The organism is Citrobacter sp. B72 (genome assembly GCF_016894305.1).
In the GTDB taxonomy this organism is placed as follows: domain Bacteria; phylum Pseudomonadota; class Gammaproteobacteria; order Enterobacterales; family Enterobacteriaceae; genus Citrobacter; species Citrobacter portucalensis.
The window spans coordinates 4,064,528-4,091,329 of sequence record NZ_CP069801.1 but is presented as its reverse complement, the minus strand read 5'-3'; the positions used below and the strand labels follow the sequence as shown (position 1 = coordinate 4,091,329).

General features: G+C 53.5%; 23 protein-coding genes. 12 read left to right on the top strand and 11 right to left on the bottom strand.

The genetic code is table 11. The features are described from left to right. Window positions 1–13 precede the first annotated feature (13 nt). The 7 genes from ileS to JQN59_RS19520 all read left to right on the top strand — a co-directional run bounded on the left by ileS (window position 14) and on the right by JQN59_RS19520 (window position 7,262). Complete coding sequence (ileS, locus tag JQN59_RS19550; protein ID WP_003829724.1) at window positions 14–2,830, top strand: isoleucine--tRNA ligase; 2,817 nt, start codon at window positions 14–16, stop codon at window positions 2,828–2,830. After that, window positions 2,830–3,327, top strand: a complete 498-nt coding sequence (gene lspA, locus JQN59_RS19545; RefSeq protein ID WP_003018932.1) for a signal peptidase II — start codon at window positions 2,830–2,832, stop codon at window positions 3,325–3,327. The genes ileS and lspA overlap by 1 nt, the downstream gene beginning before the upstream one ends. Before the next feature lie 117 nt (window positions 3,328–3,444). Beyond that, the gene (fkpB, locus tag JQN59_RS19540) at window positions 3,445–3,894 is read left to right on the top strand and encodes an FKBP-type peptidyl-prolyl cis-trans isomerase (RefSeq protein WP_003018929.1); all 450 of its coding nucleotides are present in this window, start codon (window positions 3,445–3,447) and stop codon (window positions 3,892–3,894) included. A gap of 1 nt (window position 3,895) precedes the next feature. Then, window positions 3,896–4,846: a 4-hydroxy-3-methylbut-2-enyl diphosphate reductase gene (gene ispH / locus JQN59_RS19535; RefSeq protein WP_003018925.1), complete on the top strand. Its 951-nt coding sequence runs from the start codon at window positions 3,896–3,898 to the stop codon at window positions 4,844–4,846. Between the two features lie 65 nt (window positions 4,847–4,911). Next, the gene (gene rihC, locus JQN59_RS19530; protein ID WP_149607603.1) at window positions 4,912–5,826 is read left to right on the top strand and encodes a ribonucleoside hydrolase RihC; all 915 of its coding nucleotides are present in this window, start codon (window positions 4,912–4,914) and stop codon (window positions 5,824–5,826) included. A gap of 97 nt (window positions 5,827–5,923) precedes the next feature. Then, window positions 5,924–6,487: a glucose-6-phosphate isomerase family protein gene (locus tag JQN59_RS19525; protein WP_149607604.1), complete on the top strand. Its 564-nt coding sequence runs from the start codon at window positions 5,924–5,926 to the stop codon at window positions 6,485–6,487. Next, window positions 6,480–7,262: a glucose-6-phosphate isomerase family protein gene (locus JQN59_RS19520; RefSeq protein WP_149607605.1), complete on the top strand. Its 783-nt coding sequence runs from the start codon at window positions 6,480–6,482 to the stop codon at window positions 7,260–7,262. The genes JQN59_RS19525 and JQN59_RS19520 overlap by 8 nt, the downstream gene beginning before the upstream one ends. 111 nt (window positions 7,263–7,373) lie before the next feature. Here the strand turns inward: JQN59_RS19520 and JQN59_RS19515 are convergent, their stop codons facing one another. The 5 genes from JQN59_RS19515 to JQN59_RS19495 are packed head-to-tail and all read right to left on the bottom strand — an operon-like array spanning window position 7,374 to window position 11,687. Beyond that, window positions 7,374–8,192, bottom strand: a complete 819-nt coding sequence (locus JQN59_RS19515) for a PTS system mannose/fructose/sorbose family transporter subunit IID (RefSeq protein ID WP_016151643.1) — start codon at window positions 8,190–8,192, stop codon at window positions 7,374–7,376. Next, complete coding sequence (locus tag JQN59_RS19510) at window positions 8,192–8,992, bottom strand: PTS mannose/fructose/sorbose/N-acetylgalactosamine transporter subunit IIC (protein WP_048214971.1); 801 nt, start codon at window positions 8,990–8,992, stop codon at window positions 8,192–8,194. Before JQN59_RS19510 ends, JQN59_RS19515 begins: the two co-directional genes overlap by 1 nt. 10 nt (window positions 8,993–9,002) lie before the next feature. After that, on the bottom strand, window positions 9,003–9,497 hold the full coding sequence (locus JQN59_RS19505; RefSeq protein ID WP_003837349.1) for a PTS system mannose/fructose/N-acetylgalactosamine-transporter subunit IIB: 495 nt from the start codon (window positions 9,495–9,497) through the stop codon (window positions 9,003–9,005). Between the two features lie 11 nt (window positions 9,498–9,508). Then, window positions 9,509–9,937: a PTS sugar transporter subunit IIA gene (locus tag JQN59_RS19500; protein ID WP_048214970.1), complete on the bottom strand. Its 429-nt coding sequence runs from the start codon at window positions 9,935–9,937 to the stop codon at window positions 9,509–9,511. A 4-nt stretch (window positions 9,938–9,941) separates the two neighbouring features. Beyond that, window positions 9,942–11,687, bottom strand: a complete 1,746-nt coding sequence (locus JQN59_RS19495; RefSeq protein WP_048227119.1) for a class I mannose-6-phosphate isomerase — start codon at window positions 11,685–11,687, stop codon at window positions 9,942–9,944. A gap of 188 nt (window positions 11,688–11,875) precedes the next feature. Here JQN59_RS19495 and JQN59_RS19490 point away from each other — a divergent pair, with 188 nt between their 5' ends. The 5 genes from JQN59_RS19490 to caiF all read left to right on the top strand — a co-directional run bounded on the left by JQN59_RS19490 (window position 11,876) and on the right by caiF (window position 19,357). Continuing rightward, complete coding sequence (locus tag JQN59_RS19490) at window positions 11,876–12,883, top strand: LacI family DNA-binding transcriptional regulator (RefSeq protein WP_048214968.1); 1,008 nt, start codon at window positions 11,876–11,878, stop codon at window positions 12,881–12,883. A gap of 133 nt (window positions 12,884–13,016) precedes the next feature. After that, window positions 13,017–13,838: a 4-hydroxy-tetrahydrodipicolinate reductase gene (gene dapB, locus JQN59_RS19485; protein ID WP_048214967.1), complete on the top strand. Its 822-nt coding sequence runs from the start codon at window positions 13,017–13,019 to the stop codon at window positions 13,836–13,838. Between the two features lie 455 nt (window positions 13,839–14,293). Further along, entirely contained in the window at window positions 14,294–15,442 is a 1,149-nt protein-coding gene (gene carA, locus JQN59_RS19480; RefSeq protein WP_003829709.1) for a glutamine-hydrolyzing carbamoyl-phosphate synthase small subunit, read from the top strand. 17 nt (window positions 15,443–15,459) lie between these two features. Then, a complete protein-coding gene (carB, locus tag JQN59_RS19475; RefSeq protein WP_003829707.1) occupies window positions 15,460–18,684 on the top strand; it encodes a carbamoyl-phosphate synthase large subunit in 3,225 nt (1,074 codons plus the stop codon). Between the two features lie 277 nt (window positions 18,685–18,961). Continuing rightward, window positions 18,962–19,357 (top strand): carnitine metabolism transcriptional regulator CaiF, encoded by a 396-nt coding sequence (caiF, locus tag JQN59_RS19470; RefSeq protein WP_003829705.1) that lies wholly within the window; start codon window positions 18,962–18,964, stop codon window positions 19,355–19,357. A gap of 76 nt (window positions 19,358–19,433) precedes the next feature. Here the strand turns inward: caiF and caiE are convergent, their stop codons facing one another. From caiE to caiT, 6 genes are all read right to left on the bottom strand, one after another. Then, complete coding sequence (caiE, locus tag JQN59_RS19465; protein WP_103285785.1) at window positions 19,434–20,030, bottom strand: carnitine operon protein CaiE; 597 nt, start codon at window positions 20,028–20,030, stop codon at window positions 19,434–19,436. Window positions 20,031–20,085: 55 nt separating this feature from the next. Then, window positions 20,086–20,871: a crotonobetainyl-CoA hydratase gene (caiD, locus tag JQN59_RS19460; RefSeq protein WP_008786162.1), complete on the bottom strand. Its 786-nt coding sequence runs from the start codon at window positions 20,869–20,871 to the stop codon at window positions 20,086–20,088. 54 nt (window positions 20,872–20,925) lie between these two features. Then, entirely contained in the window at window positions 20,926–22,479 is a 1,554-nt protein-coding gene (gene caiC, locus JQN59_RS19455) for a crotonobetaine/carnitine-CoA ligase (RefSeq protein WP_048214963.1), read from the bottom strand. 61 nt (window positions 22,480–22,540) lie between these two features. After that, a complete protein-coding gene (caiB, locus tag JQN59_RS19450) occupies window positions 22,541–23,758 on the bottom strand; it encodes an L-carnitine CoA-transferase (protein ID WP_003018901.1) in 1,218 nt (405 codons plus the stop codon). Between the two features lie 123 nt (window positions 23,759–23,881). Then, the gene (gene caiA / locus JQN59_RS19445; RefSeq protein ID WP_003018898.1) at window positions 23,882–25,024 is read right to left on the bottom strand and encodes a crotonobetainyl-CoA dehydrogenase; all 1,143 of its coding nucleotides are present in this window, start codon (window positions 25,022–25,024) and stop codon (window positions 23,882–23,884) included. 34 nt (window positions 25,025–25,058) lie between these two features. After that, entirely contained in the window at window positions 25,059–26,576 is a 1,518-nt protein-coding gene (caiT, locus tag JQN59_RS19440) for an L-carnitine/gamma-butyrobetaine antiporter (RefSeq protein ID WP_003829695.1), read from the bottom strand. Between the last annotated feature and the right edge of the window lie 226 nt (window positions 26,577–26,802).

The window sequence follows — 26,802 nt, the reverse complement described above, 5'->3', positions numbered from 1 at the left end:
AACCGAGAATCTGATGAGTGACTATAAATCAACCCTGAATTTGCCGGAAACAGGGTTCCCGATGCGCGGCGATCTCGCCAAGCGCGAACCGGGAATGCTGGCGCGTTGGACTGATGATGACCTGTACGGCATCATTCGTGCGGCCAAAAAAGGCAAAAAAACCTTCATTCTGCATGATGGCCCTCCTTATGCGAATGGCAGCATTCATATTGGTCACTCGGTTAACAAGATTCTGAAAGACATTATCGTGAAGTCCAAAGGACTCACGGGTTATGACTCGCCTTACGTTCCGGGCTGGGACTGCCACGGTCTGCCGATCGAGCTGAAAGTAGAGCAGGAATACGGCAAACCGGGCGAGAAGTTTACCGCCGCTGAGTTCCGTGCCAAGTGCCGCGAATACGCAGCGACCCAGGTTGACGGTCAGCGTAAAGACTTTATCCGTCTTGGCGTACTGGGCGACTGGTCGCATCCGTACCTGACCATGGACTTCAAAACCGAAGCCAACATCATTCGTGCGCTGGGTAAAATCATCGGTAACGGTCACCTGCACAAAGGTGCGAAGCCGGTGCACTGGTGCGTTGACTGCCGTTCCGCGCTGGCGGAAGCGGAAGTTGAGTATTATGACAAAACCTCCCCGTCCATCGACGTGGCGTTCCACGCCGCCGATCAGGACGCGGTGAAAGCGAAATTTGGCGTTTCTGACGTCAACGGCCCGATCTCTCTGGTTATCTGGACCACTACCCCGTGGACGTTACCGGCGAACCGCGCAATCTCTCTGGCACCTGATTTTGACTATGCGCTGGTGCAGATTGACGGCCAGGCTGTGATTCTGGCGAAAGATCTGGTTGAAAGCGTCATGCAGCGTATTGGCGCGGCTGAATACACCATTCTCGGCACCGTTAAAGGCGCTGAGCTGGAACTGCTGCGCTTTACCCATCCGTTTATGGGCTTTGATGTACCAGCTATCCTTGGCGATCACGTTACGCTGGATGCGGGTACCGGTGCGGTTCATACCGCTGGCGGTCACGGTCCGGATGACTACGTCATCAGCCAGAAATACGGTCTGGAAATCGCTAACCCGGTTGGCCCGGACGGCGCATACCTGGCGGGTACTTACCCGGATCTGGACGGCGTGAACGTCTTTAAAGCCAACGACAAAATCGTTGCGCTGCTGAGCGAAAAAGGCGCGCTGCTGCACGTTGAGAAGATGCAGCACAGCTACCCATGCTGCTGGCGTCACAAGTCACCGATCATCTTCCGTGCGACGCCGCAGTGGTTCGTCAGCATGGATCAGAAAGGCCTGCGCGCGCAGTCCCTGAAAGAGATCAAAGGCGTGCAGTGGATCCCGGACTGGGGCCAGGCGCGTATTGAATCGATGGTTGCCAACCGTCCTGACTGGTGTATCTCCCGTCAGCGTACGTGGGGTGTGCCGATGTCTCTGTTTGTTCACAAAGACACCGAAGAGCTGCATCCGCGCGCTATCGAACTGATGGAAGAAGTGGCTAAACGCGTTGAAGTTGACGGCATCCAGGCGTGGTGGGATCTCGATCCGAAAGATATCCTCGGTGACGAAGCTGACCAGTATGTCAAAGTCCCGGATACGCTGGACGTGTGGTTCGACTCTGGTTCAACCCACTCCTCCGTCGTGGACGTACGTCCTGAGTTTGCAGGCCATGCGGCAGATATGTATCTGGAAGGCTCTGACCAGCACCGTGGCTGGTTCATGTCATCTCTGATGATCTCCACCGCCATGAAAGGCAAAGCACCTTATCGCCAGGTACTGACTCACGGTTTCACCGTTGATGGTCAGGGCCGTAAGATGTCCAAGTCTATCGGTAACACCGTTTCTCCGCAGGATGTGATGAACAAACTGGGCGCGGATATTCTGCGTCTGTGGGTGGCTTCAACCGACTATACCGGTGAAATGGCTGTTTCTGACGAAATCCTGAAACGTGCTGCCGACAGCTATCGTCGTATCCGTAACACCGCGCGCTTCCTGCTGGCTAACCTGAATGGGTTCGATCCGGTTAAAGACATGGTGAAACCGGAAGAGATGGTGGTGCTGGACAGGTGGGCGGTAGGTTGTGCGCAAGCGGCGCAGGACGAAATCCTGAAAGCCTATGAAGCCTATGATTTCCACGAAGTGGTACAGCGCCTGATGCGCTTCTGCTCCGTCGAAATGGGTTCGTTCTACCTCGACATCATCAAAGACCGTCAGTACACCGCGAAAGCGGATAGCGTGGCGCGTCGTAGCTGCCAGACAGCGCTGTTCCATATCGCTGAAGCGCTGGTTCGTTGGATGGCGCCGATCATGTCCTTCACCGCCGATGAAATCTGGGGCTACCTGCCGGGCGATCGTGAGAAGTATGTCTTTACCGGTGAATGGTACGAAGGTCTGTTTGGCTTAGGCGAAACCGAAGCGATGAACGATGCCTTCTGGGACGAGCTGTTGAAAGTGCGTGGCGAAGTGAACAAAGTCATCGAACAGGCGCGTGCGGATAAGAAAGTCGGTGGTTCTCTGGAGGCTGCAGTGACCCTGTACGCTGAACCTGAGCTGGCGGCGAAACTGACCGCGCTGGGCGAAGAGTTGCGTTTTGTACTTCTGACCTCTGGTGCGACGGTTGCGGATTATGCAGCGGCTCCTGCTGATGCTCAGCAGAGCGAACTGCTCAAAGGTCTGAAAATCGTACTGAGCAAAGCCGAAGGTGAGAAATGCCCGCGCTGCTGGCATTACACTACCGACGTCGGCCAGGTGGCGGAACATGCAGATATCTGCGGACGCTGTGTCAGCAACATCGCCGGTGATGGCGAACAACGTAAGTTTGCCTGATGAGTAAGCCTCTTTGTTCAACAGGACTACGCTGGCTGTGGCTGGTGGTAGTCGTGCTGATTATCGATTTAGGCAGCAAATACCTGATCCTCCAGAACTTTGCTCTGGGGGATACAGTGTCGCTGTTTCCGTCGCTTAATCTGCACTACGCGCGTAACTATGGTGCGGCGTTTAGCTTCTTAGCCGACAGCGGCGGCTGGCAACGTTGGTTCTTTGCCGGCATCGCCATCGGTATTTGCGTCATCCTGATGGTGATGATGTATCGCTCGAAGGCGACGCAAAAGCTGAACAACATCGCGTATGCGTTAATCATTGGCGGTGCGCTGGGCAACTTGTTCGACCGCCTGTGGCACGGCTTCGTGGTTGATATGATTGACTTTTACGTCGGCGACTGGCATTTCGCGACCTTCAATCTGGCCGATACTGCTATCTGTATCGGCGCGGCATTGATTGTTCTCGAAGGCTTCCTGCCGTCGAAAGAGAAAAAAGCCGCATAAAAAAATGCCGGATGGCGCTATGCTAATCCGGCCTACAATATACTGCGATCCTTGTTTGCCCGGTAAGCGTAGCGCCACCGGGCAAACAAGCGGCAGCAATTTTAAAGAGCAACCTGCATGTCTAAATCAGTACAGAGTAACAGTGCGGTGCTGGTGCACTTCACCCTTAAGCTCGACGATGGCTCCACCGCAGAGTCAACCCGCAATAACGGCAAGCCTGCGCTGTTTCGCCTGGGCGACGGTTCTCTGTCTGAAGGACTGGAACAACACCTGCTGGGGCTAAAAGAAGGTGATAAAACCACTTTTGCTCTGGAACCGGATGCCGCCTTTGGCGTGTCAAGTCCGGACTTAATTCAGTATTTCTCGCGTCGGGAATTTATGGACGCGGGTGAGCCAGAAATTGGCGCTATCATGCTCTTTACCGCAATGGACGGCAGTGAGATGCCTGGCGTGATCCGCGAAATCAACGGTGACTCGATCACGGTTGATTTCAACCATCCGCTGGCCGGGCATACCGTTCATTTTGATATTGAAGTGCTGGAAGTCGAACCGGCACTGGAGGCGTAAAATGCAGATCCTGTTGGCCAACCCGCGCGGTTTTTGCGCTGGCGTAGACCGCGCTATCAGCATTGTGGAAAACGCGCTGGCTATTTATGGCGCGCCGATTTATGTCCGTCACGAAGTGGTGCATAACCGCTATGTGGTGGATAGCCTGCGCGAGCGCGGTGCTATTTTTATCGAGCAAATCAGCGAAGTGCCGGATGGCGCGATCCTGATTTTCTCCGCTCATGGCGTATCTCAGGCGGTGCGTAACGAAGCCAAAGGCCGTGACCTCACGGTTTTTGATGCGACCTGCCCGCTGGTAACGAAAGTGCATATGGAAGTTGCCCGCGCCAGTCGTCGTGGCGAAGAATCCATTCTGATTGGGCACGCCGGGCACCCGGAAGTCGAAGGCACAATGGGCCAGTACAGCAACCCGCAAGGGGGAATGTATCTGGTTGAATCACCGGATGATGTGCTGAAACTGAATGTGAAAAATGAAGGAAAATTATCCTTCATGACGCAGACAACGCTTTCCGTTGACGACACTTCTGACGTTATTGATGCGCTGCGTCAACGCTTCCCGAAAATTGTCGGGCCGCGCAAAGACGATATCTGTTATGCCACCACCAACCGTCAGGAAGCGGTTCGCGCGCTGGCGGAACAGGCTGATGTTGTGCTGGTGGTCGGCTCGAAGAACTCCTCTAACTCCAACCGTCTGGCTGAACTGGCCCAGCGAATGGGGAAAGCGGCGTATTTGATTGACGATGCGACCGACATTCAGGAAGCGTGGGTGAAAGAAGCGAAGTGTGTGGGCGTGACGGCCGGAGCCTCGGCGCCGGATATCCTGGTGCAAAACGTGATTGCTCGCCTGCAAGAGCTTGGCGGTGGGGAAGCGATCCCACTGGAAGGCCGCGAAGAGAACATCGTTTTCGAAGTGCCGAAAGAGCTGCGTGTGGATGTTCGTGAAGTAGAGTAAGTCTTTCCGGTTACGATTATGAGAAGATGCCAGACTTAACGTCTGGCATTTTTTATGGAGAAACCATGCGCTTACCGATCATTCTTGATACCGATCCCGGCATTGATGATGCCGCGGCCATTGCCGCCGCGCTGTTTGCCCCTGAGCTGGATCTGCAACTGATGACCACGGTAGCAGGCAATGTGTCGGTGGAAAAAACCACCCGTAATGCGTTGCAACTGCTGCACTTCTGGAATGCGGATGTTCCGCTGGCGCAGGGAGCATCAATGCCGCTGGTGCGACCGCTGTGTGATGCCGCTTCCGTGCACGGCGAGTCCGGTATGGAAGGGTATGAATTTGTCGAGCACGACCGGCAGGCGATGGCAAAACCCGCCTTCCAGGCGATTCGCGATGCGCTGATGCATGCCCCGCAGCCCGTGACGCTGGTGGCAATTGGCCCGCTGACCAACATTGCGCTGCTGCTGACCCATTATCCTGAATGCGTATTCAACATTCACCGTCTGGTGATTATGGGCGGCTCTGCCGGACGCGGGAACTTCACACCCAACGCCGAGTTTAATATTGCTATCGATCCCGAGGCCGCCGCGAAAGTCTTCCAGAGCGGGCTGGAGATTGTGATGTGTGGGCTGGATGTCACTAATCAGGCTATGCTTGCCCCGGACTATCTGGCGACGCTCCCCCAACTTAACCAGACGGGGAAAATGCTGCATGCGCTGTTTAGCCATTACCGTAGCGGCAGTATGAATACGGGGCTGCGAATGCACGATCTGTGTGCCATTGCCTGGCTGGTGCGCCCGGAACTGTTTACCCTGCAGCCGTGTTTCGTGGCGGTTGAAACCCAGGGCGAATATACCTCGGGTACGACGGTGGTGGACATCGAAGGGCGCTTGGGGCATCCGGCAAATGCGCAGGTTGCGCTGGATCTTGACGTTGAGGGATTCCAGCAGTGGGTGGCAGAGGTGCTGGCACTGGCCCCTTGAGGCTGTGATCCGGCCCGCAATATGCAGACAGAATTAGCAGGTTAATCGATTAATCTGCTAATCTGATCCTGTTGTTCTCCTCGGGCCGGAGACACATATGAACCTTTCTTTTATCCAGCCACCGCAGGTGGCGTGGGCAAGCGGCGCTTTGGCCGATGGCCCGTTATTGCGCAAATCTACCCGTATTCAGGATCTTACTGACGTTTTTGCCGATGAAAACGCCCGTCAGCAGTTGGCTGGCGAGCATGTCGTGTATGACGTTGAGATGCTGGATACGTCTTCCGCTGAAGGTGAACTCTACACCGGCGTTACCCATCTTTATCCTGGCCGGGTCGGCTGCGAGTATTTTATGACCCGCGGGCATTTCCATGCGCGTCGCGAACAGGGGGAAGTCTATTTTGGTCTGCGTGGCACCGGTTTGCTGCTGTTGCAAACCGAACAGGGCGACGCGAGGCTGGAAAAGGTATTCGCCGGATCCGTCCACATTATCCCCGGCTTTACCGCGCACCGGTTAATCAATACCGGGGAAGAGGTGCTGTCGGCGCTCGCCGTATGGCCAGGGATTGCGGGACATGATTATGCGGCGCTCGCCAGGGGCTTCAGAATAAGAGTCTTTGAGGAAAATAAGAGGGTTCAGGCGAAGGAGGTACAGAATGGCTAACTTAGCGCATTCTTACGGCCTCGATATGACGGTTCATCATCACCCGCTTGGTTTTAGCTATGGGGATGAGGTTACCGGGCCGATGCCGGAAATTCGGCAACTCGATGACATCCGCGCCTCGCTGCGCGATCCGCATTGTGAGGGGCCGCAAGAGGTGTATGCCATTGCGATGGATGTGGCGCGAATGCAGGATCGCGAAGAGTTGAAAAAGCGGATGCTGTTATTTGGCGTGGTGACCTATGCGGCGGGACGGTTGGGGGAAGAGCCGGTGCGTAGTCAGGGACATATTCATCGTATCAGCCAGCACAGCGGCTGGTCCCCGCCGGAGCTGTACGAAATCTGGCAGGGAAAAGCGATAATCTATATGCAGGAGTATGTTGAGGACGACCCAGGCCGCTGTTTTGCTGTAATCGCCGGACCCGGTGAGAAAGTGTTGGTACCACCCGGTTGGGGGCATGCGACCATATCCGCAGATCCGGATGTCCCGTTAACCTTTGGCGCGTGGTGCGATCGTGAATATGGTTTTGAGTACGATGCCGTGCGTGCGCATAAAGGGTTGGCGTGGTACCCGTTACTGCAGGGAAACAACGTTATCTGGCAGCATAATCCGCGTTACATTCCCGGACGACTGCAGGCCGTAACGCCCCGACAATATACGGAGTTCTCGATTACTTCCGCACCTGTTTACCAGCAATTCGTTGAGGAACCGGCGCGTTTTCAATTTATCTCGCGCCCGGACAAGCATCCCGAGCTGTGGCAAAACTTTCACCCATAAAGAGCCGGGGCCATAGCCCCGGTACTGATTTTGTCTGGCCTACAAACTGAAAAACGCGGCACAGTACAGTAGGCCGGATAAGCGTACGTGCCATCCGGCAAATGACAGGCACTACCCCGCAAACAGGCCCGTGGCGACGCCGAGGGCGGCCAGTATCAACAGTAAAATCATCGCTTTCACTGGCGACACACCACGCTTGGCCATCAGATACCAGGTACCAAGTACCACAATCAGCGGCAGTAACTGCGGGAAGATACCGTCCAGCATCTGTTGAACATGGATATTCACCCCATCCTTGGTGATAAATTCCAGCCCGGTGCCAAGCTTAACGTAACTTGCCGCTACGCCCCCCATGACAAACACGCCCAGCAGCGATAACGCTTCACGCAGACGGGCAGACTTGCTGCTCACCAGCATTTCCACCGAGCCGGAACCCATCTTGTAGCCTTTCAGGAACAGGAACCACGAGCCGGGAATAATGATTGCCAGCCAGGCAACGGTATAAAACAGCGGCCCCAGAATATTACCGCCGGCCGCCAGGGCCATACCGATGCTGAGCAGGATAGGGATCAGCATGCCAGGGATCATTGAATCGCCGATCCCGGCAATAGGGCCCATCAGACCAACTTTCAGGGTATTGATGGTCTCCCCATCGATCGGCTCACCGTTCGCTTTTTTCTCTTCCAGCCCCAGCACCATGCCATTTACGATCGCGCCTATCTGAGGTTCCGTATTATAAAACGAGGCGTGGCGGCGCAGCATTTCAGTACGTTGGGCTGCGTCGGGATAGAGCTTTTTCGCCACCGGAAGCATGCTCAGACAAAAGCCAAAAGATTCCAGACGTTCAAAGCTCATCGATGACAAGTTGTGCATCATCCATGCGCGCCAACAGCGGCGAAGATCTTTACGCGTAAGTGTACGTTCTTCCATTAGAATTCATCCTCATCATCATCGGCTACCGACTTTGCATTCGCGGCCTGCGGCGGTTCCGGTTTGTAGTTGTAATGGATCAACGCCAGCAGTGAACCGACGATCACCAGCGCGACCATGTTGAGTTTTAAAAAGACGATGCAGACAAAACCGACGAGGAAGTAGATCAGCATGGTGTAGTTTTTGATGATCTGCTTGAGCAAAATCGCGATCCCGACGGCGGGTAAAATGCCGCCCAGTACGTTCATCGTCGACAGAACAATTTTCGGCAAACTGTCCATAAAGCCGCTGATGTATTGCGCCCCGAAGTAGACCGCAATAAAGGTCGGAACAAAACGCAGGACAAAGTTTGTCACCTGTGGCCAGACGGCGCTGTTCAGGTAAATACCGCGTTCATCGCCCCGTTCCAGCGCCACATCTGCCCGGTGGTTCCAGAAAGAGTTCAGTACCATCATCGCGTTAAACAAAATGGTTCCGGCGATACCGATGGTGGCCGCCAGCGCGACCGCGACCTCGGGTCCTTTTCCGGAAAGGATCCCTAAAGCAATTGCCGGGTAAGCGACAAAGTTGAGGTCGGCGGGCATTGAACCGCCGGGCGTGACCATCGCGATATACACCGCCTGAACCGCAACGCCAATCATGATCCCGGTTTTAATGTCGCCGAGAATAATCCCGACCAGCATTCCGGAAATCAGCGGGCGGGTGATCAGGTACCAGCCGCCGGTCAGTCCCAGCAGCCAGGGACTGCTGAGGGCGCCGAGATAGCAAAGTATGCCAATCAACGTAGCTTCGATAATCATCGTGCGCTCCTTATTTCAGCTTCTGACGTGCGTCCTGCCAGCTGTAGCAACTGGCATCAGGCACCAGGCGAAACTCAACCAAGTGCCCATGCTGCGTTAGCCAGTCAAAAGCGGCAATTTCATCCCCGTTGACAGACTGATTCGGGCCGATGGTGGTGGTATCAGCACGGGCGCTCATTGGACCCACATTAATTTTGCCGTTGGCATTTTTCAGGCTGATACCCGCTTCTTCAATGCGTTTCAGCGTCACGGGGGATTTACCAATGACAAAATAACGCTTCTCGCTGGCAATGACTTTTGGCAGTTTTTCAATCGCGGTGGCCGTATCAAACAACCAGACTTTGGTGTCCTGTACAGCGCCTTTCATCACCGAAGAGAGCAGAGGGTCGGCCGCGACGGCGTCGTCTATAGCGACAATTCCGTCACAGGGCAGCTCTTTGGCCCAACGTGTCACGAGCTGCCCATGGATTACGCGGTCATCGATACGTACAAAAGAAATACTCATAGTGGTTTCCTTTAAAAATCGTCGGACTGAACGGATAAAACCGGGGCGGCTTTAATCAGCGTGGGTACCGTCAACGCCAGCAGCTCGACGGCTGCGGCATGAACGTCCGTTAAATGGCAGATCTCTTCGCTTTGTAACAACATTGGGAAATTGACTCCCGCCACAACGGCAACGGGAGGAACCGTTTGTGCAGAAAACGCATGATGGCAGGCGACATTCCACGGCGTACCGCTTTGCATGTCACACAACACCAGAACGCCGTCAGCGTCTTTCCCGGCACTTGCGAGAACCTGAGAGAACGTCTGTTTAAACCCTTCGATACCTGCCTGTTCACTCAGCGTGACGGGATAAACATGCGGTAATTCTCCGTAAACCATACGACCGCTGGCGAGAAGCGCTTCCGCCAGGGGACCATGGGTGGCAACAATAACGTTAATCATGCGCTTATCCTCTGACCCAGGCTTTAATCGTGGCGAGCTGTTGACCGATGCCTTTGCCAAACGGCGAAATGCGGTACTCCCCAACGGCGGCTGGAATGATAAAGGTCTCTGCATAGTTGACGACAAACGGGGCAAACGCGCCGCTCGGGCTTTCAACAACGGCCTGAGCTCCTTCGACCAGGTTCAGGACGTTTACGCCGCCATGGGTATGATGAGTGACCGGTGCCGTAAACCAGTGGCGACGCGTTTCGATAAACTCGCGTTCGTGCATTCCGGTTCTTTCTTCTCGCCAACCTTCTCCTTCAGCGATAGGTTCAATACGGTTGACCAGGTTGTCGTGCACCCATTGCGTGTCACGCTGCCAGTCAATAACCTGCTGACCGTGATCCAGATGCACCGGACGCGGTAAGCCGTCTAACCCTAAGCGACCCCAGTCCCACAGTTTGAAGGTGAAAATATACGGCGTTGCGCTGATCTCCAGCACCATGGTGCCAGCTCCCGAACAGTGGACGGTTCCGGCGGGGATCAGGAAGTGATCGTGTTTATGCGCAGGGATCTGATTCACGAATCGTTCATCATCAAACGTTTTTTCACCACGCCCTGCGGCCCGGAGATCGTCGAGCATATCCTGCGGCGCGATCCCGGTTTTGGTGCCGAGATACACTACGGCATCCGGCTCGGCTTCGAGAATGTAATAGCTCTCATCCTGGGTATAGTGCATGCCAAACTGCTGCTGAATGTATTCGGTGAGCGGATGAACCTGAAAGCTCAAATTCTGGCCGCCAATAGTGTCGAGGAAATCAAAACGGATCGGGAATTCCGCGCCAAAGCGCGCGTGAACTTTTTCGCCCAGCAGGGGACGGGGACAGGTCAGCACCAGATCCTGAGAGGGGATCTCGATCCGCACGTTGCCAAAACGCAGTAACAGGCTGTTTTCCTCGGGCACGCAATCAAAACACCACGCGTAATTGGGGGCTGAGGGATCGAGATCGAAGTGTTGTTTCATCCATTGCCCGCCCCAGACGCCTGGGTCAAAGAAAGGGGCAACGCGAAACGGTTGTTGGGTGGTTTGTTGCAGACCGGCGCGTAGCGCGTCGCCGCTGACCATCGCGGGACTATTTTCTACCGTGGTATCGAGCAAATAATCGGCGCGTTTGAGTAACGGCGTTTTGTGTTTGTCGAATACCCGCCATTCAATGAAAAAAGCACGTTTGTAACGACGAAGAATATCTTCATCCTGGTTTTCTGCCCCCCAGTTACCCAGCCCGTCATGGCGCATGCGCTGCTGAATTTCCCAGCGCGGAAGGTCAGCATAAACCAGCACGTCACCCGGGTGCGCCAATGCAGCGCCAGAGCCGTATACCACGACCAGCCCTTCACTAACGGCATCAATCTGTTGGCGTAGCAGGCTGAGTTTGTCGCTATCAAAAAATTCATCCAGGTGATGACAGGAAAGCACGCCGAATACGCGATCGTCGGTCAGGTTACGCGCCAGTAAATCATGCAGGGCCTGCTCATCGCGGCGGGCGGATTCAATATTCAACACCAGTGCGGCATCTAATGTCGTCACGAGCTGTTGCTCCAACTCTTCAAGCCGCACGCCCGGATAGCAATCCACGATCAATACGGTTTTGGTTGCGCCAGAAATCCTGGTGTTAATCACTGAATGGATCGACGACCAACCCTGCCAGGCGTGGTTGTCATAGCCCTGAACGTTAACCTCAGGGAATTTATTATAGGTTGTATGCATTTTCTGTCTCCGTGTTGGCTTATTTAAGATTAATCGATTAACCTTATTTTCATAGAGTGGTTAACGCGATTAACCCGCCATAATCAGAATCCCGTGCGGTGAAAAGCGCGTTAGCGTGATGTGAATCACACGTAAAAAGACAAGATTTCGGTTATTCGATTAACCTTCGTAATAAATCAGGAGAAGTCATGACAACAGTCACGTTGGCGCAGGTAGCGGAACGCGCGGGAGTCTCCACGGCAACCGTTTCAATGGTATTGCGTAACCGGGGGCGTATTTCTCAGGCCACGCGTGACCGCGTGCTCAAAGCGCTGGACGATGCCGGCTACGTTTATAATCAAACCGCCGCCAACCTGCGTAACCGGAGCAGTAATCAGGTCGGATTGTTGTTACACGATATCACTAACCCTTTTTACGGTGAGATGACGGCAGGGCTGAGCCATGAGATGGAGCGGCATGACCTGCTGCTGTTTCTGGCAAACAGCGAAGAATCAGGAGAACGGCAGCAAAAATTTGTCGACTCGTTGATGCGCAATAATGCCTGCGGCATGGTGCTCTGCGCGGCGCGCGAAACGCCGACCTCCTTCTTTGAAGCGCTGAAAAGGCGCAATATTCCCGCCATCATGGTGGTTCGTCCCCTTAGCGATCCTGATTTTGATTTTGTGGGCACTGATAACTTTCTCGGTACGCAAATGGCCACTACCCATTTAGTCAAAATGGGGCACAAGAATATTGCGTTTATTGGGGGGAGCCCAAGTTCCGGGAGCCGGGCGCAGCGTATCGGTGGATTCACCAGCACGTTACTGGAGTACGGAATATCGCCGAATCCGGAATGGATAGTGGCGACGCAGGCCAGCCAAATTGACGGCGCAAAAGTGGCGGAGTCGCTTCTTCTGCGCTTCCCGCAAATTACCGCCGCCGTTTGTTACCAGGATATCGTGGCGCTTGGGGTCATGCAGGCATTACGTAAAATGGGGCGCGAACCTGGGCATGATTTTGCGCTGGTGGGGTTCGACGACATCACTGAAGCGGCGCTGGTTCAACCTGCGCTCACCACCGTGTCGGTGGCGGCAAAAGAGATAGGTCGCAAGGCCGGGGAACTGCTTTATAGTCGCATTCAGGGAAATGACGAACCACCGAAACGTATTATTCTGCCGCCTGCGCTGGTGGTCAGAGAATCATGTGGTTTTAGCTGATCGTCATGCCTTTTACTGATATCTCTGCCTGTTTATCATTAAATTCTAATTATCGACGTTTTCGGCTGGCGGCGCAGCGTTGTGCTGGTTAATCTGAAAACGATTTACGTAAAATTAACAAAAGAGAATAGCTATGCATGATGCACAAATCCGCGTTGCCATCGCGGGAGCCGGAGGACGCATGGGGCGTCAGTTGATTCAGGCCACTCTCGGCATGGAAGGCGTACAGCTTGGTGCGGCGTTAGAGCGCGAAGGCTCGTCCTTACTGGGAAGCGATGCCGGAGAATTAGCGGGGGCCGGAAAAACGGGCGTTACCGTGCAAAGCAGCCTTGACGCGGTGAAAGATGATTTCGATGTTTTCATCGATTTTACTCGCCCGGAAGGCACGCTGGCGCATCTGGCGTTTTGCCGCCAGCACGGTAAAGGGATGGTGATTGGCACCACCGGCTTTGACGATGCCGGTAAACAGGCTATTCGTGATGCCGCGCAGGAGATTGCGATCGTTTTCGCCGCGAACTTTAGCGTCGGCGTGAACGTTATGCTTAAGCTGCTGGAGAAGGCGGCGAAAGTGATGGGCGATTACACCGATATTGAGATTATTGAAGCTCACCACCGCCATAAAGTTGATGCACCGTCAGGCACTGCGCTGGCGATGGGCGAGGCGATTGCCGGGGCGCTGGATAAAGATTTAAAAGAGTGTGCCGTCTATTCGCGTGAAGGTTACACCGGCGAGCGCGTACCGGGCACGATCGGTTTTGCCACGGTGCGGGCGGGGGATATCGTCGGTGAGCATACCGCGATGTTTGCTGATATTGGCGAGCGTATTGAGATCACGCATAAAGCGTCCAGCCGCATGACTTTTGCCAATGGCGCAGTGCGTTCGGCAATTTGGCTAAAATCAAAGTCAAATGGTCTTTTTGATATGAAAGATGTGCTTGATTTACGCAATTTGTAGCTTTAATTACCCTTCGTGATGTGGTTATTGTAATCATAATTATTTGATTACATAGGGCAATATTTTATTGCCCTTTTATTTTTAGCTTCTGAATGTGTTTTTTCTTTTAATTGGTTATTTTTCCGTGTTTTGTTGGGTTATTCTGTTATCTCAATGTAAATTTTGACCAAATGGTCCACTTTTTTCTCTCCCGCATTCTGTTTTTACACTCTTTGCCTGCCGCAAGCGTTTTCCACCCTGAGTTAGCTGATCTTTTTGCCTGTTAAATCGTGTGATTTATCCCAGTGGCGCAAAATAATAATAAAAAAAGCCCTTTTGGGTAGACTTTTGTGTGAGCTATCTCTAGAATGCCGCCGTTTGCCAGAAATCCATAGGTAAGCAAATTTGCATTGATTCATGAGGTGTTAATGAATTAATATGCAAATAAAGTGAGTGAATATTCTCTGGAGGGTGTTTTGATTAAGTCAGCGCTATTGGTTCTGGAAGACGGAACCCAGTTTCACGGTCGGGCCATAGGGGCAACAGGTTCGGCGGTTGGGGAAGTCGTTTTCAATACTTCAATGACCGGTTATCAAGAAATCCTCACTGATCCTTCCTATTCCCGCCAAATCGTCACTCTTACTTATCCTCATATCGGTAATGTCGGCACCAATGAAGCCGATGCAGAATCTTCTCAGGTACATGCGCAAGGCCTGGTCATCCGCGACCTGCCGCTGATTGCCAGCAACTTCCGCGATACTGAAGACCTCTCTTCTTACCTCAAGCGCCATAACATTGTGGCGATTGCTGATATCGATACCCGTAAGCTGACGCGTTTGCTGCGTGAAAAGGGCGCACAGAACGGCTGCATCATCGCGGGCGATAACCCGGATGCGGCGCTGGCACTGGAAAAAGCAAAAGCTTTCCCAGGCCTGAACGGTATGGATCTGGCGAAAGAAGTGACCACCGCGGAGCCTTATAGTTGGACGCAGGGGAGCTGGACGCTAGCCGGTGACCTGCCGGAAGCGAAATCTGCCGATGAAATGCCGTTCCACGTAGTGGCTTACGATTTCGGCGCCAAACGTAACATTCTGCGTATGTTAGCGGACCGCGGCTGCCGCCTGACGGTTGTACCGGCGAAAACCTCAGCAGAAGACGTTCTGAAGATGAATCCGGACGGTATCTTCCTGTCCAACGGCCCTGGCGACCCGGCGCCGTGCGACTACGCAATTACCGCGATTCAGAAATTCCTCGAAACCGATATTCCGGTATTTGGCATCTGCCTCGGCCATCAGCTGTTGGCGCTGGCGAGCGGTGCGAAGACCATTAAGATGAAGTTTGGCCACCACGGCGGCAACCATCCGGTAAAAGATATTGATAACAACACCGTGATGATCACCGCGCAGAACCACGGTTTTGCTGTAGATGAAGCCTCAATGCCTGCCAACCTGCGCGTGACCCACAAGTCACTGTTCGACGGCACCTTGCAGGGGATTCATCGTACCGATAAACCGGCGTTCAGCTTCCAGGGGCACCCTGAAGCGAGTCCGGGTCCGCACGACGCAGCACCGTTGTTCGACCACTTTATCGAGTTAATTGAGCAATACCGTCAGTCCGCGAAATAATCAGGAGTAAAAGAGCCATGCCAAAACGTACAGACATAAAAAGTATCCTGATTCTGGGCGCGGGTCCGATTGTTATCGGTCAGGCGTGTGAGTTTGACTATTCCGGCGCGCAGGCGTGTAAAGCCCTGCGTGAAGAGGGTTACCGCGTTATTCTGGTGAACTCCAACCCAGCAACCATCATGACCGACCCGGAAATGGCCGATGCCACTTACATCGAGCCGATTCACTGGGAAGTGGTACGCAAAATTATTGAGAAAGAACGCCCGGATGCGGTGCTGCCAACCATGGGCGGTCAGACAGCGCTGAACTGTGCGCTGGAACTGGAACGCCAGGGCGTACTGGCTGAGTTCGGCGTGACTATGATTGGTGCAACGGCGGATGCCATTGATAAAGCAGAAGACCGTCGTCGCTTCGATATCGCGATGAAGAAGATTGGTCTCGACACCGCACGTTCAGGCATCGCTCACACCATGGAAGAAGCGCTGGCGGTTGCCGCTGACGTTGGCTTCCCGTGCATTATCCGCCCTAGCTTCACCATGGGCGGCACCGGTGGCGGTATCGCCTACAACCGCGAAGAGTTCGAAGAAATCTGCGAACGCGGTCTGGATCTTTCCCCAACCAACGAGCTGCTGATTGATGAATCACTGATTGGCTGGAAAGAGTACGAGATGGAAGTGGTGCGTGATAAAAACGACAACTGCATCATCGTCTGCTCCATCGAAAACTTCGACGCGATGGGCATCCATACCGGTGACTCCATCACCGTAGCACCTGCCCAGACGCTGACCGACAAAGAATATCAAATCATGCGTAACGCCTCGATGGCGGTACTGCGTGAAATCGGCGTAGAAACCGGCGGCTCTAACGTCCAGTTTGCGGTAAACCCGAAAAACGGTCGCCTGATTGTCATCGAGATGAACCCGCGCGTGTCCCGCTCCTCGGCGCTGGCGTCCAAAGCTACCGGCTTCCCGATTGCGAAAGTTGCCGCCAAGCTGGCCGTAGGTTACACCCTCGACGAACTGATGAACGACATCACCGGTGGTCGTACTCCGGCCTCGTTTGAACCGTCCATCGACTACGTTGTGACGAAAATACCACGCTTCAACTTCGAGAAATTCGTTGGTGCTAACGACCGCCTGACCACGCAGATGAAATCTGTCGGTGAAGTGATGGCGATTGGTCGTACCCAGCAGGAATCGTTGCAGAAAGCGCTGCGCGGTCTGGAAGTGGGCGCGACCGGCTTCGACCCGAAAGTAAGCCTGGACGACCCGGAAGCACTGACTAAAATCCGTCGCGAGCTGAAAGACGCTGGCGCTGAGCGTATCTGGTACATCGCCGATGCCTTCCGTGCTGGCCTGTCCGTCGATGGCGTGTTCAACCTGACCAACATCGACCGCTGGTTCCTGGTGCAGATCGAAGAGCTGGTACGTCTGGAAGAAAAAGTCACCGACCTTGGCATCAACGGCCTCGACGCTGACTTCCTGCGCGTACTGAAGCGCAAAGGCTTCGCCGATGCGCGTCTGGCGAAACTGGCCGGCGTTCGCGAAGCGGAAATCCGCAAACTGCGCGACCAGTACAATCTGCACCCGGTCTACAAACGCGTGGATACCTGTGCAGCAGAATTTGCCACCGACACCGCTTACATGTACTCCACCTATGAAGATGAGTGCGAAGCGAACCCGTCCGTTGACCGCGATAAAATCATGGTGCTGGGCGGTGGTCCAAACCGTATCGGTCAGGGCATTGAGTTTGACTACTGCTGCGTACACGCCTCGCTGGCGCTGCGCGAAGACGGTTACGAGACCATCATGGTCAACTGTAACCCGGAAACCGTTTCAACTGATTACGACACCTCCGACCGCCTGTACTTCGAGCCGGTCACGCTGGAAGACGTACTGGAAATCGTTCGTATCGAGAAGCCGAAAGGCGTCATCGTACAGTACGGCGGACAGACCCCGCTGAAGCTGGCGCGTGCGCTGGAAGCGGCAGGTGTACCGGTTATCGGTACCAGCCCGGATGCCATCGACCGCGCGGAAGACCGCGAGCGTTTCCAGCAGGCGGTTGACCGTCTGAAGCTGAAACAACCGGCGAATGCTACCGTAACGGCTATCGAACAGGCTGTTGAGAAGGCGAAAGAGATTGGCTACCCGCTGGTAGTGCGTCCGTCGTATGTTCTCGGTGGTCGCGCGATGGAAATCGTCTACGACGAAGCCGACCTGCGTCGCTACTTCCAGACCGCAGTCAGCGTTTCTAACGATGCGCCGGTACTGCTGGACCGTTTCCTTGATGACGCGGTTGAAGTGGATGTGGACGCTATCTGCGACGGTGAAATGGTGCTGATTGGCGGCATCATGGAGCATATCGAACAGGCGGGCGTGCACTCCGGTGACTCCGCATGTTCTCTGCCTGCTTACACCCTGAGCCAGGAAATTCAGGATGTGATGCGCCAACAGGTGCAGAAACTGGCTTTCGAACTGCAGGTTCGCGGTCTGATGAACGTCCAGTTTGCAGTGAAGAATAACGAAGTTTACCTGATTGAAGTGAACCCGCGTGCAGCGCGTACCGTTCCGTTCGTCTCCAAGGCAACTGGTGTACCGCTGGCGAAAGTCGCGGCGCGCGTGATGGCCGGGAAAACGCTGGCACAGCAGGGCGTAACCAAAGAAGTTATCCCGCCGTATTACTCGGTAAAAGAAGTGGTGCTGCCGTTCAACAAATTCCCGGGCGTTGACCCGCTGTTAGGGCCAGAAATGCGCTCTACCGGGGAAGTGATGGGCGTGGGCCGAACCTTCGCGGAAGCGTTCGCCAAGGCACAGCTGGGCAGCAGCTCCACCATGAAAAAACAGGGTCGTGCGCTGCTCTCCGTTCGCGAAGGCGATAAAGAGCGCGTGGTTGACCTGGCAGCGAAACTGCTGAAGTTTGGCTTCGAGCTGGATGCGACGCACGGGACCGCGATTGTGCTGGGTGAAGCGGGTATCAATCCACGTCTGGTGAACAAGGTGCATGAAGGTCGTCCGCACATTCAGGACCGTATCAAGAATGGCGAGTACACCTATATCATCAACACCACCGAAGGTCGTCAGGCGATTGAAGACTCCAAGCTGATTCGCCGCAGCGCGCTGCAGTACAAAGTGCATTATGACACAACGCTGAACGGCGGTTTCGCCACAGCGATGGCGTTGAATGCCGATGCCACCGAGAAGGTAACCTCGGTGCAGGAAATGCACGCGCAGATCAAAAAGTAATAAACAAAAGGTCCGGTGAATATTGCTCTAACCGGACCTGTAATATAATTTTGAAAGGGTTTCTGTAAAGAAACCCTTTTTTTGTCTTGCGTAAGGTCATTCCTGGACAAGTCCGTTTCCGTAACCACATTTTCAATGTAATAAGCACGATATTGCTCACACTAATCAACATTCAAGTCGCATACTATCCTTTATATCCACAATTTTAATATGGCTTAGTTTTTATTAATTTGGACAGGCCGTAGCCAGATTTTTAATTTGTGAAAATGGTGTGCTTATGTGTGAAAAATATGTTGAAAGACCGCTTTATTTGTTAATTGCTGACTGGATGATGGCCGAGGATCGTTGGATCACCGCAAAGGAAATTTCCCGCCATTTTGATATCGAGCACTGCAAAGCAATTAATACGCTCTCTTATATTCTGTCGGAAGTGGGGGAAATTGTTTGTGAAGTGAAGATGATCCCTAACCAGATTGCAGGACGAGGCTGTCAGTGCCAGCGTCTGGTAAAAGTCGTGAGTATTGACTCTCATCTCTACAGCCGACTGAATCACAATTTGCAGGAGAAAAAGGTGAGCATGGCGAAAACGCCACGCCTGTCTGCCGTTCCTCCAACAGAGCTCAACCGTGAGCAGAAATGGCAGATGATGCTCTCCAAGAGTATGCGTCGCTAATAATCAGTTTGCCTGATGGCGGCATAAACGGTGATTGACGCGTAGGCCGGATAAGCGTGAGCGCATCCGGCATCAATTATTGTGCTGATTTGGGTTTTACGTCCGTTGTGCCTTTTAGGCGTGGCCGGTTTTCTTCGACCCGCGTTAAGGGCAGCGTTTCGTGTAGACCTGTGTGGCAGCGAGTTGCAAGATCCTGATACTCTTTGGTGTTTAGCCGTTTCCAGTGCAGTTCCTGGTCCGTGACTTCACGCAATACGCGAGCGGGTGAGCCAACCAGCATCTGCCTTGCCTCTCCCTGAAATCCGGCTTTGACAAAGCTCATGGCGGCGACAATGCTCTCTTCGCCAATCACTGCGCCGTCCATAATGACGCTGTTCATGCCGATCAGCGCATCTCTGCCCACCACGCAACCGTGCAGGATTGCGCCATGGCCGATGTGTCCGTTTTCATGCACGATGGTATCGGTGTCACAGTAGCCGTGCATGATGCAGCCATCCTGCAAATTAGAACCTGCCTCCAGGATCAAGCGACCATAGTCACCGCGCAATGACGCATGCGGGCCAATATAAACTCCGGCACCCACTATGACATCGCCAATCAGCACGGCGCTGGGATGGACAAAGGCATCCGGATGTACCACCGGAATCAGGCCCTCAAAGGCGTAGTAGCTCATCGTTTTATCTCGGTTTTATTGCCGGATAAGCGAATCGCTATCCGGCATCGGCACATTAACGACCTTTCCACACCGGGTCGCGTTTTTCGGCAAACGCCTGCGGACCTTCAAGCGCATCTTCCGAATGCAGTACAGATGGATAGTGCTTCAGCACGCCGCTGCGGATGTAGCGGTAGCCTTCTTCCACCGTCATTTCGCTAGTGGTGCGATAGATCTCTTTCAGTGCGGCGATAGCCAGCGGGGCGCTATTGACCAACTGCTGCGCCAGTTCACGCGCGCTATCCATCAGTTCGCCTTGGCTGACAACGCGGTTGACGATGCCCCAACGCAGCGCTTCTTCGGCGCTCATTCGTCTGCCGGTCATCACCATTTCGTTGACGATTGCCGGTGGCAGCAGCTTAGGCAGACGCAGTACGCCGCCGCTGTCAGGCACGATCCCGAGCTTGGCTTCCGGCAGTGCGAAGCTGGCATTTTCTGCGCAGACAATAAAATCCGCTGCCAGCGCCAATTCAAAACCACCGCCAAACGCATAGCCGTTTACCGCAGCGATGACCGGCTTATCGAGATCGAAAATTTCGGTTAAACCGGCGAAGCCGCCTGGGCCAAAATCGGCATCTGGCGCTTCACCTTCAGCTGCCGCTTTTAAGTCCCAGCCTGCAGAAAAGAATTTCTCACCGCCGCCGGTGATAATCGCTACGCGTAATTCAGGGTCGTCACGAAAATTAAGAAATGCTTCACCCATGGCAAAGCTGGTTTTGGCGTCAATGGCATTGGCTTTAGGCCGGTCGAGGGTAATTTCCAGGATCGGGCCGTTACGGGTCAGATGTAATGAATCACTCATAGTTCATCTCCAGATAAATAGATTTCCCGGCAGGAGGAGTTCCTGTCGGAAGGGTTATTTCAGATTTTTTTTGATTATTTTTCCTGAACAATTGCGCGGCAGGTCGGTTCTTATCTCCATAAAAGAGGGAACCTTGAATTTCGCCATATTGTTTTCGCAGAAGCTGAAGAACTCGGCTTCGCTTAATGTTTCACCTTCATTAAGGACGATAAATGCTTTAATGGCTTCATCACGGATCGAATCTTTAATACCGACAACCACAATGTCCTGAATTTTGGGATGCGCAGAAATAATATTTTCCAGCTCGACGCAGGAGACATTTTCTCCGCCGCGTTTAATCATGTTGCAGCGCCTGTCGACGAAATAAAAATAGCCATCCTCATCCTGATAGCCCGAATCACCGGTATGCAACCAGCCCTCAGGTTCCAGCGCTTTGGCGGTAGCCTCCGGCTGCGCGTAGTACTCTTTGAAGATTGTTTTGCCCGGCACGCCTTTAATACAGATTTCGCCAATTTCTCCGGCGGGCAGGGGACGGTTGTGATCGTCGCGGATTTCGGCTTCATAGCTAAATCCCACGCGGCCAATGGAGGGCCAGCGTCGTTTGTCACCGGGACGGTCGCCGATAATACCGACGATGGTTTCAGTCATACCGTAGGAGGTCAGCAGCCTGACGCCAAAGCGTTCGGTAAAATCGTCTTTTTCCTGCTCGGATAAATTGAGATAGAACATCACTTCGCGCAGGTGATGCTGTCTGTCGGTTGGTGCAGCAGGCTGCACCATTAGCGTTCTGATCATCATCGGAATGCATTCGGTAACCGTCGCCTTATATCTATGCACCTGATTCCAGAACGCCCTGGCACTGTACTTCTCTAGCAGCACAAAGGTGCTGCCAGCGGAGAATGCGGGCATTGCGGCGGTACACTGACAATCGATATGAAACGCGGGCATCACCGTCATGTAGACGTCATCATCGCGCAGGGCGATTTGCCAGGCAGAGTAGTAGCCTGCAAAACGCAGGTTGTAGTGGGTAATTACCACCCCTTTAGGCCGTGAGGTGGTGCCTGAGGTAAACAGAATTTCCGCCGTATCGTCAGTGGATAACGCGGGCGTATAGCACAGCGTGGTGGACTGGCGGGATTGCAGTTGGGTAAAGTGACTCACGCCGTCGTCAGCCGGAAGCTGTTCGCCAATCAGACAGATATGATTAAGCGGGGTGCTATTTTCCAGCCGTATCTGGCGGTACATAGGATAAAACTGGGCGCTGGTGACCAGCAGACTTACCTGGCTGTTTTGCAGGATCCAGGCACTTTCTTCACCCAGCAAGCGGGCATTAATCGGTACCATGATGGCGCCAATTTTTGCCAGCCCAAACCAGCAAAAAATGAATTCCGGACAGTTATCCAGATGCAATGCGACCTTATCGCCCTTGCGGATCCCTAAGGAATGGAACAGGTTTGCCGTGCGGTTAATCTCTTCATTGAGCGAGGCATAGCTAAACTGCCGAACAACTCCTTCGCAGGATTCGAAAATTAACGCCGTTTTATCTCCGTACACCCCGGCCAGGTCGTCCCACATCTGACGTAAGTTTTGTCCGCCAACGATATCCATATTGCTTTATCCACTGAAATCAGGCGTGAGCGCTAACCATCGAGGGGTCAGCGCGTCGCGTTTATTCCTCAACTCTGGCCAGGCCTTTGCCGACCAGCTCATTTATGTCTGCTTCGCTATAACCAATATTTTTCAGAATGGCGGCAGTATCCATGCCATGTGACGGCATGCCACGCCAGATTTTCCCCGGGTTGTTTTTAAATTTCGGCATGATGTTTGGCCCTTTGCAGGTGCGGCCATCCATTGTTTGCCACTGAGTAATAGATTCACGGGCAACGTACTGCGGGTTGCCTTCCAGTTCAGGAATAGTCAGCACCTTCGCGCAGGCGATGTTCAGCTCAGCAAAGCGCGCCTGGACTTCGGCGATGGTGTGCGTTGCCAGCCAGGCGTCCAGTTTCTCTTCCACAAGCGGGCCGTAAGGGCATTCCACACGATGGATAAGCTGGGTGCCTTCCGGGACTTCCGGTGTGCCAAGAATGTGGGCGAGGCCAATATCCTTGAAGCATTCGTTGATTTGCGTGATGCCGACCAGCTCCATGACGATATAGCCATCGGCGCATTTATACAGGCCGCAGCCAGCGTAATACGGGTCTTTGCCTTTGGTCATGCGTGGGCAAATTTCGCCGCCGTTGAAGTAATCCATCATGAAATACTGACCCATGCGCAGCATCACTTCGTACATAGCGATATCGATGCTTTCACCTTTACCCGTTTCGCGCACTTTGTGCAGGGCCGCCAGCGCTGCTGTCGTTGCGGTCATCCCGGAGAAGTAATCGGCGGTGTACGGGAAGGCGGGCATTGGCTGATCCACGTCGCCGTTTTGGATCAGATAGCCGCTGAACGCTTGCGCGATGGTGTTATACGCCGGAAGATTGGTGTACTCCTCGGTACCAAACTGGCCGAAGCCGGAAAGGTGGGCGATAACCAGTTTCGGGTTATGTTCCCACAGCACTTCATCGGTAATACCTCGGCGGGCAAAGGCCGGACCTTTACTGGCTTCAATGAAAATATCGGTGGTTTCCATCAGCTTCAGAAACGCTTCCCGGCCTTCATCTTTGAAAATATTCAGCGACAGGGCGTGCAGGTTACGGCGTGAGAGCTGCGGATAGTTAGGCTGTACGCGGATGGTATCGGCCCATGCGACGTTTTCAATCCAGATAACCTCGGCACCCCATTCGGCGAACATCTGTCCGGCGAACGGACCGGCGATTTCGATCCCTGAAAAAACAACGCGTACCCCGGAAAGCGGGCCGAAGGCTGGCATTGGTAAATGATTCATCATTTTTCTCCTGGCATTTATGGGTGTCCATGTAGGCCGGATAAGGCGCTCGCGCCGCCATCCGGCATTGATTGCCTGATGGCAACGCTAAGGCGTCTTATCAGGCCTACAGGTTGCGTCGTTCTATCGGTATTGCTTGAGTACCGCACGACCCAACGTCAGGATCTGCATTTCGTCAGAACCACCAGAAACACGGTCAACGCGCAGGTCACGCCAGAAACGCGTGATGCGGTGGTTGCCCGCGATACCAACACCTCCCAGTACCTGCATGGCGGTGTCTACCACTTCAAACGCGGCGTTGGCGCAGAAGTATTTGCACATTGCTGCGTCGCCGGAGGTAATGGTGCCGTTATCCGCTTTCCATGCGGCTTCCAACAGCATGTTTTTCATGGAGTTCAGTTTGATCGCCATGTGCGCGAACTTCTCCTGGATCAGCTGGAAACGGCCGATCGTTTCGCCAAACTGCACGCGTTGGTTGGCGTAACGCGCGGCATCTTCAAAAGCGCACATTGCCGTACCGTAGTTGGTCAGCGCGACGAGGAAGCGTTCATGGTCAAACTCTTCTTTCACACGGTTGAAGCCATTACCTTCCCGACCGAACATGTCTTTCTCGTCCAGTTCAACGTCATCAAAGGTGATTTCACAGCAGCTATCCATGCGCAGACCGAGTTTCTCCAGTTTGTTGACCTTGATACCCGCTTTGCTCATGTCAACAAACCACTCGGTATAAACAGGTTTATCCGGTGATGCACCATCTCTCGCCATCACTACGATGTACGGGGTATAGGCGCTACTGGTGATAAAGCACTTACTGCCATTAAGATAAACCTTACCATTTTTGCGTGTATAAGTGGTTTTCAGACTGCCAACATCCGATCCCGCTCCCGGTTCTGTGATCGCCGAGTTCCACATCTGCTTACCGGTCCCCTGGAACGCCATGATTTTATCAATTTGCTCTTGGGTACCTTCACGCAGAAAAGTGTTAAAACCGCCTGGTAATTGGTACAACACGTAAGTCGGTGCGCCAAGACGTCCGAGTTCCATCCAGACGGCGGCAACGGTGACAAAACCGGCTTCCAGCCCGCCGTGTTCTTCCGGGATCAACAGGCTATCGATGCCCATATCCGCCAGCGCTTTTACAAAACGCTCAGGGTAGACGCTGTCGCGATCGCACTCGGCAAAATAAGCTTCCCAGTTCTCACTGGCCATCAGTTCACGAATACCGGCGACAAACAGTTCCTGCTCGTCATTTAAGTTGAAATCCATCTTTCAGCCTCTTGATCAATTGGGTTAATAAGAATTACTTGTCTTTCCAGTGCACTTTGGCGTCTTTAATAAAGGACAGCGTCACCATGATGTTGACGAAGAACAGCGGACATCCCCCGGCGATAATTGCGGTCTGAATGGGCTTCAGCCCACCCAGCGCCAGCAGAACGATGCCGATGACGCCGACCAGAACGGACCAACCGATACGCACCAACAGCGGCGGTTCTTCACCATCACGAACTTCGCGACAGGTGGACATCGCCAGGGTATAGGAGCAGGCGTTAATCAGCGTGACGGTGGCAATAAAGCAGAGGATAAAGAATCCCCACATGGTGGCGGTGCTGAGCGGTAAAGCAGCCCAGGTTTCGATAATGGCGCGCGCCACGCCGTGTTGTTCAATCAGCTGCGGGATGTTGAGAATGTTTTTATCCATCAGCAGCAGCGTGTTGCTGCCAAGGACGGTCCACAGGATCCAGGTGGAAGCGGTCAGGCCCAGTACCATCCCGAAACACAGTTCACGTACGGTACGACCGCGAGAAATACGTGCCAGGAAGATACTCATCTGGATAGCGTAAATAACCCACCACGCCCAGTAGAAAACAGTCCAGCCCTGCGGGAAGCCGCCTTTGCCGATGGCATCGGTATAGAACAGCATGCGCGGCAGATGCATCAGCAGCATGCCGACCGAGTCGGTGAAGTAGTTCATGATGAAGCTGGCGCCACTGACGATAAACACCCAGCCGAGCATCAGGAAGCTCAGGTAACTACGTACGTCGCTGGCGATCTTGACCCCTTTTTGCAGGCCGCAGGCCACGCAAATGGCGTTCAATATGATCCAGCAGGTAATGATGATGGCGTCGAGTTGCAGCGTATGCGGAATACCGAACAGCCATTGCATACACTCGGTTACCAGCGGGGTAGCGAGACCGAGGCTGGTGCCCATCGCGAAGATCAGCGCCACCAGATAGAAGTTATCGACGATGGTGCCGAACAAGCCCTTAGCATGCTTCTCGCCAACTAACGGTACCAGCGTGGAACTAGGGCGGATAACGTCCATTTTGCGTACAAAGAAGAAGTAGGCGAACGCGACTGAAAGGAAGCTGTAGGTCGCCCACGGCAGCGGTCCCCAGTGGAACAAGCTGTACGCCAGAGCTATCTCTTTTGCGCCAACGGAGTTGGGGGCGAGAGCAAACGGAGGGGTAGAGATATAGTAGTAGATCTCGATGGAACCCCAGAACAGCACCGCGGCGGATGTACAGGAAGCGAACATCATAAAAATCCAGCTGGCGGTACTAAACTCAGGTTTTTCGTCGCCTAATTTCTTTTTCGAATACGGGCCAAAGACCAACCAGAACCAGCCGAAGAGCATGACGACCATATACCATTCGAATGCCCAACCCCAGACGTTGGTGACATAACTGAATACCGCATTAATAACGACGTTAGCGGCATCAAGATCTCTTACTGTTAGCCAACAAAGTATCCCAACAATTATTAATGGCGGAAAAAAAACCTTCGGTTCAATTCCCGACTTTCTCTTTTCATTTTTCATAAGTGAATTCCAGTGTGAAAACGAAATTTATTTAGCGTGCCCGTATGTGATCGTTTGTTTATTTGTTATTAATGATTTGTTGATAACTTTTTAACCTCTGGGGCGCCTCAGTGAGTAACTCATAATGGGTATTCATTTCCGGCTATTCTGTTATCTGTGTCACACTTTTTTATGCTGGTTATTTTGTCTGAAAATCCAAGTAATTATTTTATTAATCATTGGGTTG

Bases quoted from the DNA above. Each gene is read 5' to 3' on its own strand.
- carB (WP_003829707.1), top strand. From the start codon at position 15,460: ATGCCAAAACGTACAGACATAAAAAGTATCCTGATTCTGGGCGCGGGT.
- caiF (WP_003829705.1), top strand. From the start codon at position 18,962: ATGTGTGAAAAATATGTTGAAAGACCGCTTTATTTGTTAATTGCTGAC.
- lspA (WP_003018932.1), top strand. From the start codon at position 2,830: ATGAGTAAGCCTCTTTGTTCAACAGGACTACGCTGGCTGTGGCTGGTG.
- JQN59_RS19515 (WP_016151643.1), bottom strand. From the start codon at position 8,192: ATGGAAGAACGTACACTTACGCGTAAAGATCTTCGCCGCTGTTGGCGC.
- ispH (WP_003018925.1), top strand. From the start codon at position 3,896: ATGCAGATCCTGTTGGCCAACCCGCGCGGTTTTTGCGCTGGCGTAGAC.
- caiC (WP_048214963.1), bottom strand. From the start codon at position 22,479: ATGGATATCGTTGGCGGACAAAACTTACGTCAGATGTGGGACGACCTG.
- JQN59_RS19500 (WP_048214970.1), bottom strand. From the start codon at position 9,937: ATGATTAACGTTATTGTTGCCACCCATGGTCCCCTGGCGGAAGCGCTT.
- JQN59_RS19505 (WP_003837349.1), bottom strand. From the start codon at position 9,497: ATGAGTATTTCTTTTGTACGTATCGATGACCGCGTAATCCATGGGCAG.
- rihC (WP_149607603.1), top strand. From the start codon at position 4,912: ATGCGCTTACCGATCATTCTTGATACCGATCCCGGCATTGATGATGCC.
- caiE (WP_103285785.1), bottom strand. From the start codon at position 20,030: ATGAGCTACTACGCCTTTGAGGGCCTGATTCCGGTGGTACATCCGGAT.
- JQN59_RS19490 (WP_048214968.1), top strand. From the start codon at position 11,876: ATGACAACAGTCACGTTGGCGCAGGTAGCGGAACGCGCGGGAGTCTCC.
- JQN59_RS19510 (WP_048214971.1), bottom strand. From the start codon at position 8,992: ATGATTATCGAAGCTACGTTGATTGGCATACTTTGCTATCTCGGCGCC.
- caiD (WP_008786162.1), bottom strand. From the start codon at position 20,871: ATGAGTGATTCATTACATCTGACCCGTAACGGCCCGATCCTGGAAATT.
- JQN59_RS19495 (WP_048227119.1), bottom strand. From the start codon at position 11,687: ATGCATACAACCTATAATAAATTCCCTGAGGTTAACGTTCAGGGCTAT.
- caiA (WP_003018898.1), bottom strand. From the start codon at position 25,024: ATGGATTTCAACTTAAATGACGAGCAGGAACTGTTTGTCGCCGGTATT.
- JQN59_RS19520 (WP_149607605.1), top strand. From the start codon at position 6,480: ATGGCTAACTTAGCGCATTCTTACGGCCTCGATATGACGGTTCATCAT.
- caiB (WP_003018901.1), bottom strand. From the start codon at position 23,758: ATGAATCATTTACCAATGCCAGCCTTCGGCCCGCTTTCCGGGGTACGC.
- JQN59_RS19525 (WP_149607604.1), top strand. From the start codon at position 5,924: ATGAACCTTTCTTTTATCCAGCCACCGCAGGTGGCGTGGGCAAGCGGC.
- fkpB (WP_003018929.1), top strand. From the start codon at position 3,445: ATGTCTAAATCAGTACAGAGTAACAGTGCGGTGCTGGTGCACTTCACC.
- caiT (WP_003829695.1), bottom strand. From the start codon at position 26,576: ATGAAAAATGAAAAGAGAAAGTCGGGAATTGAACCGAAGGTTTTTTTT.
- dapB (WP_048214967.1), top strand. From the start codon at position 13,017: ATGCATGATGCACAAATCCGCGTTGCCATCGCGGGAGCCGGAGGACGC.
- ileS (WP_003829724.1), top strand. From the start codon at position 14: ATGAGTGACTATAAATCAACCCTGAATTTGCCGGAAACAGGGTTCCCG.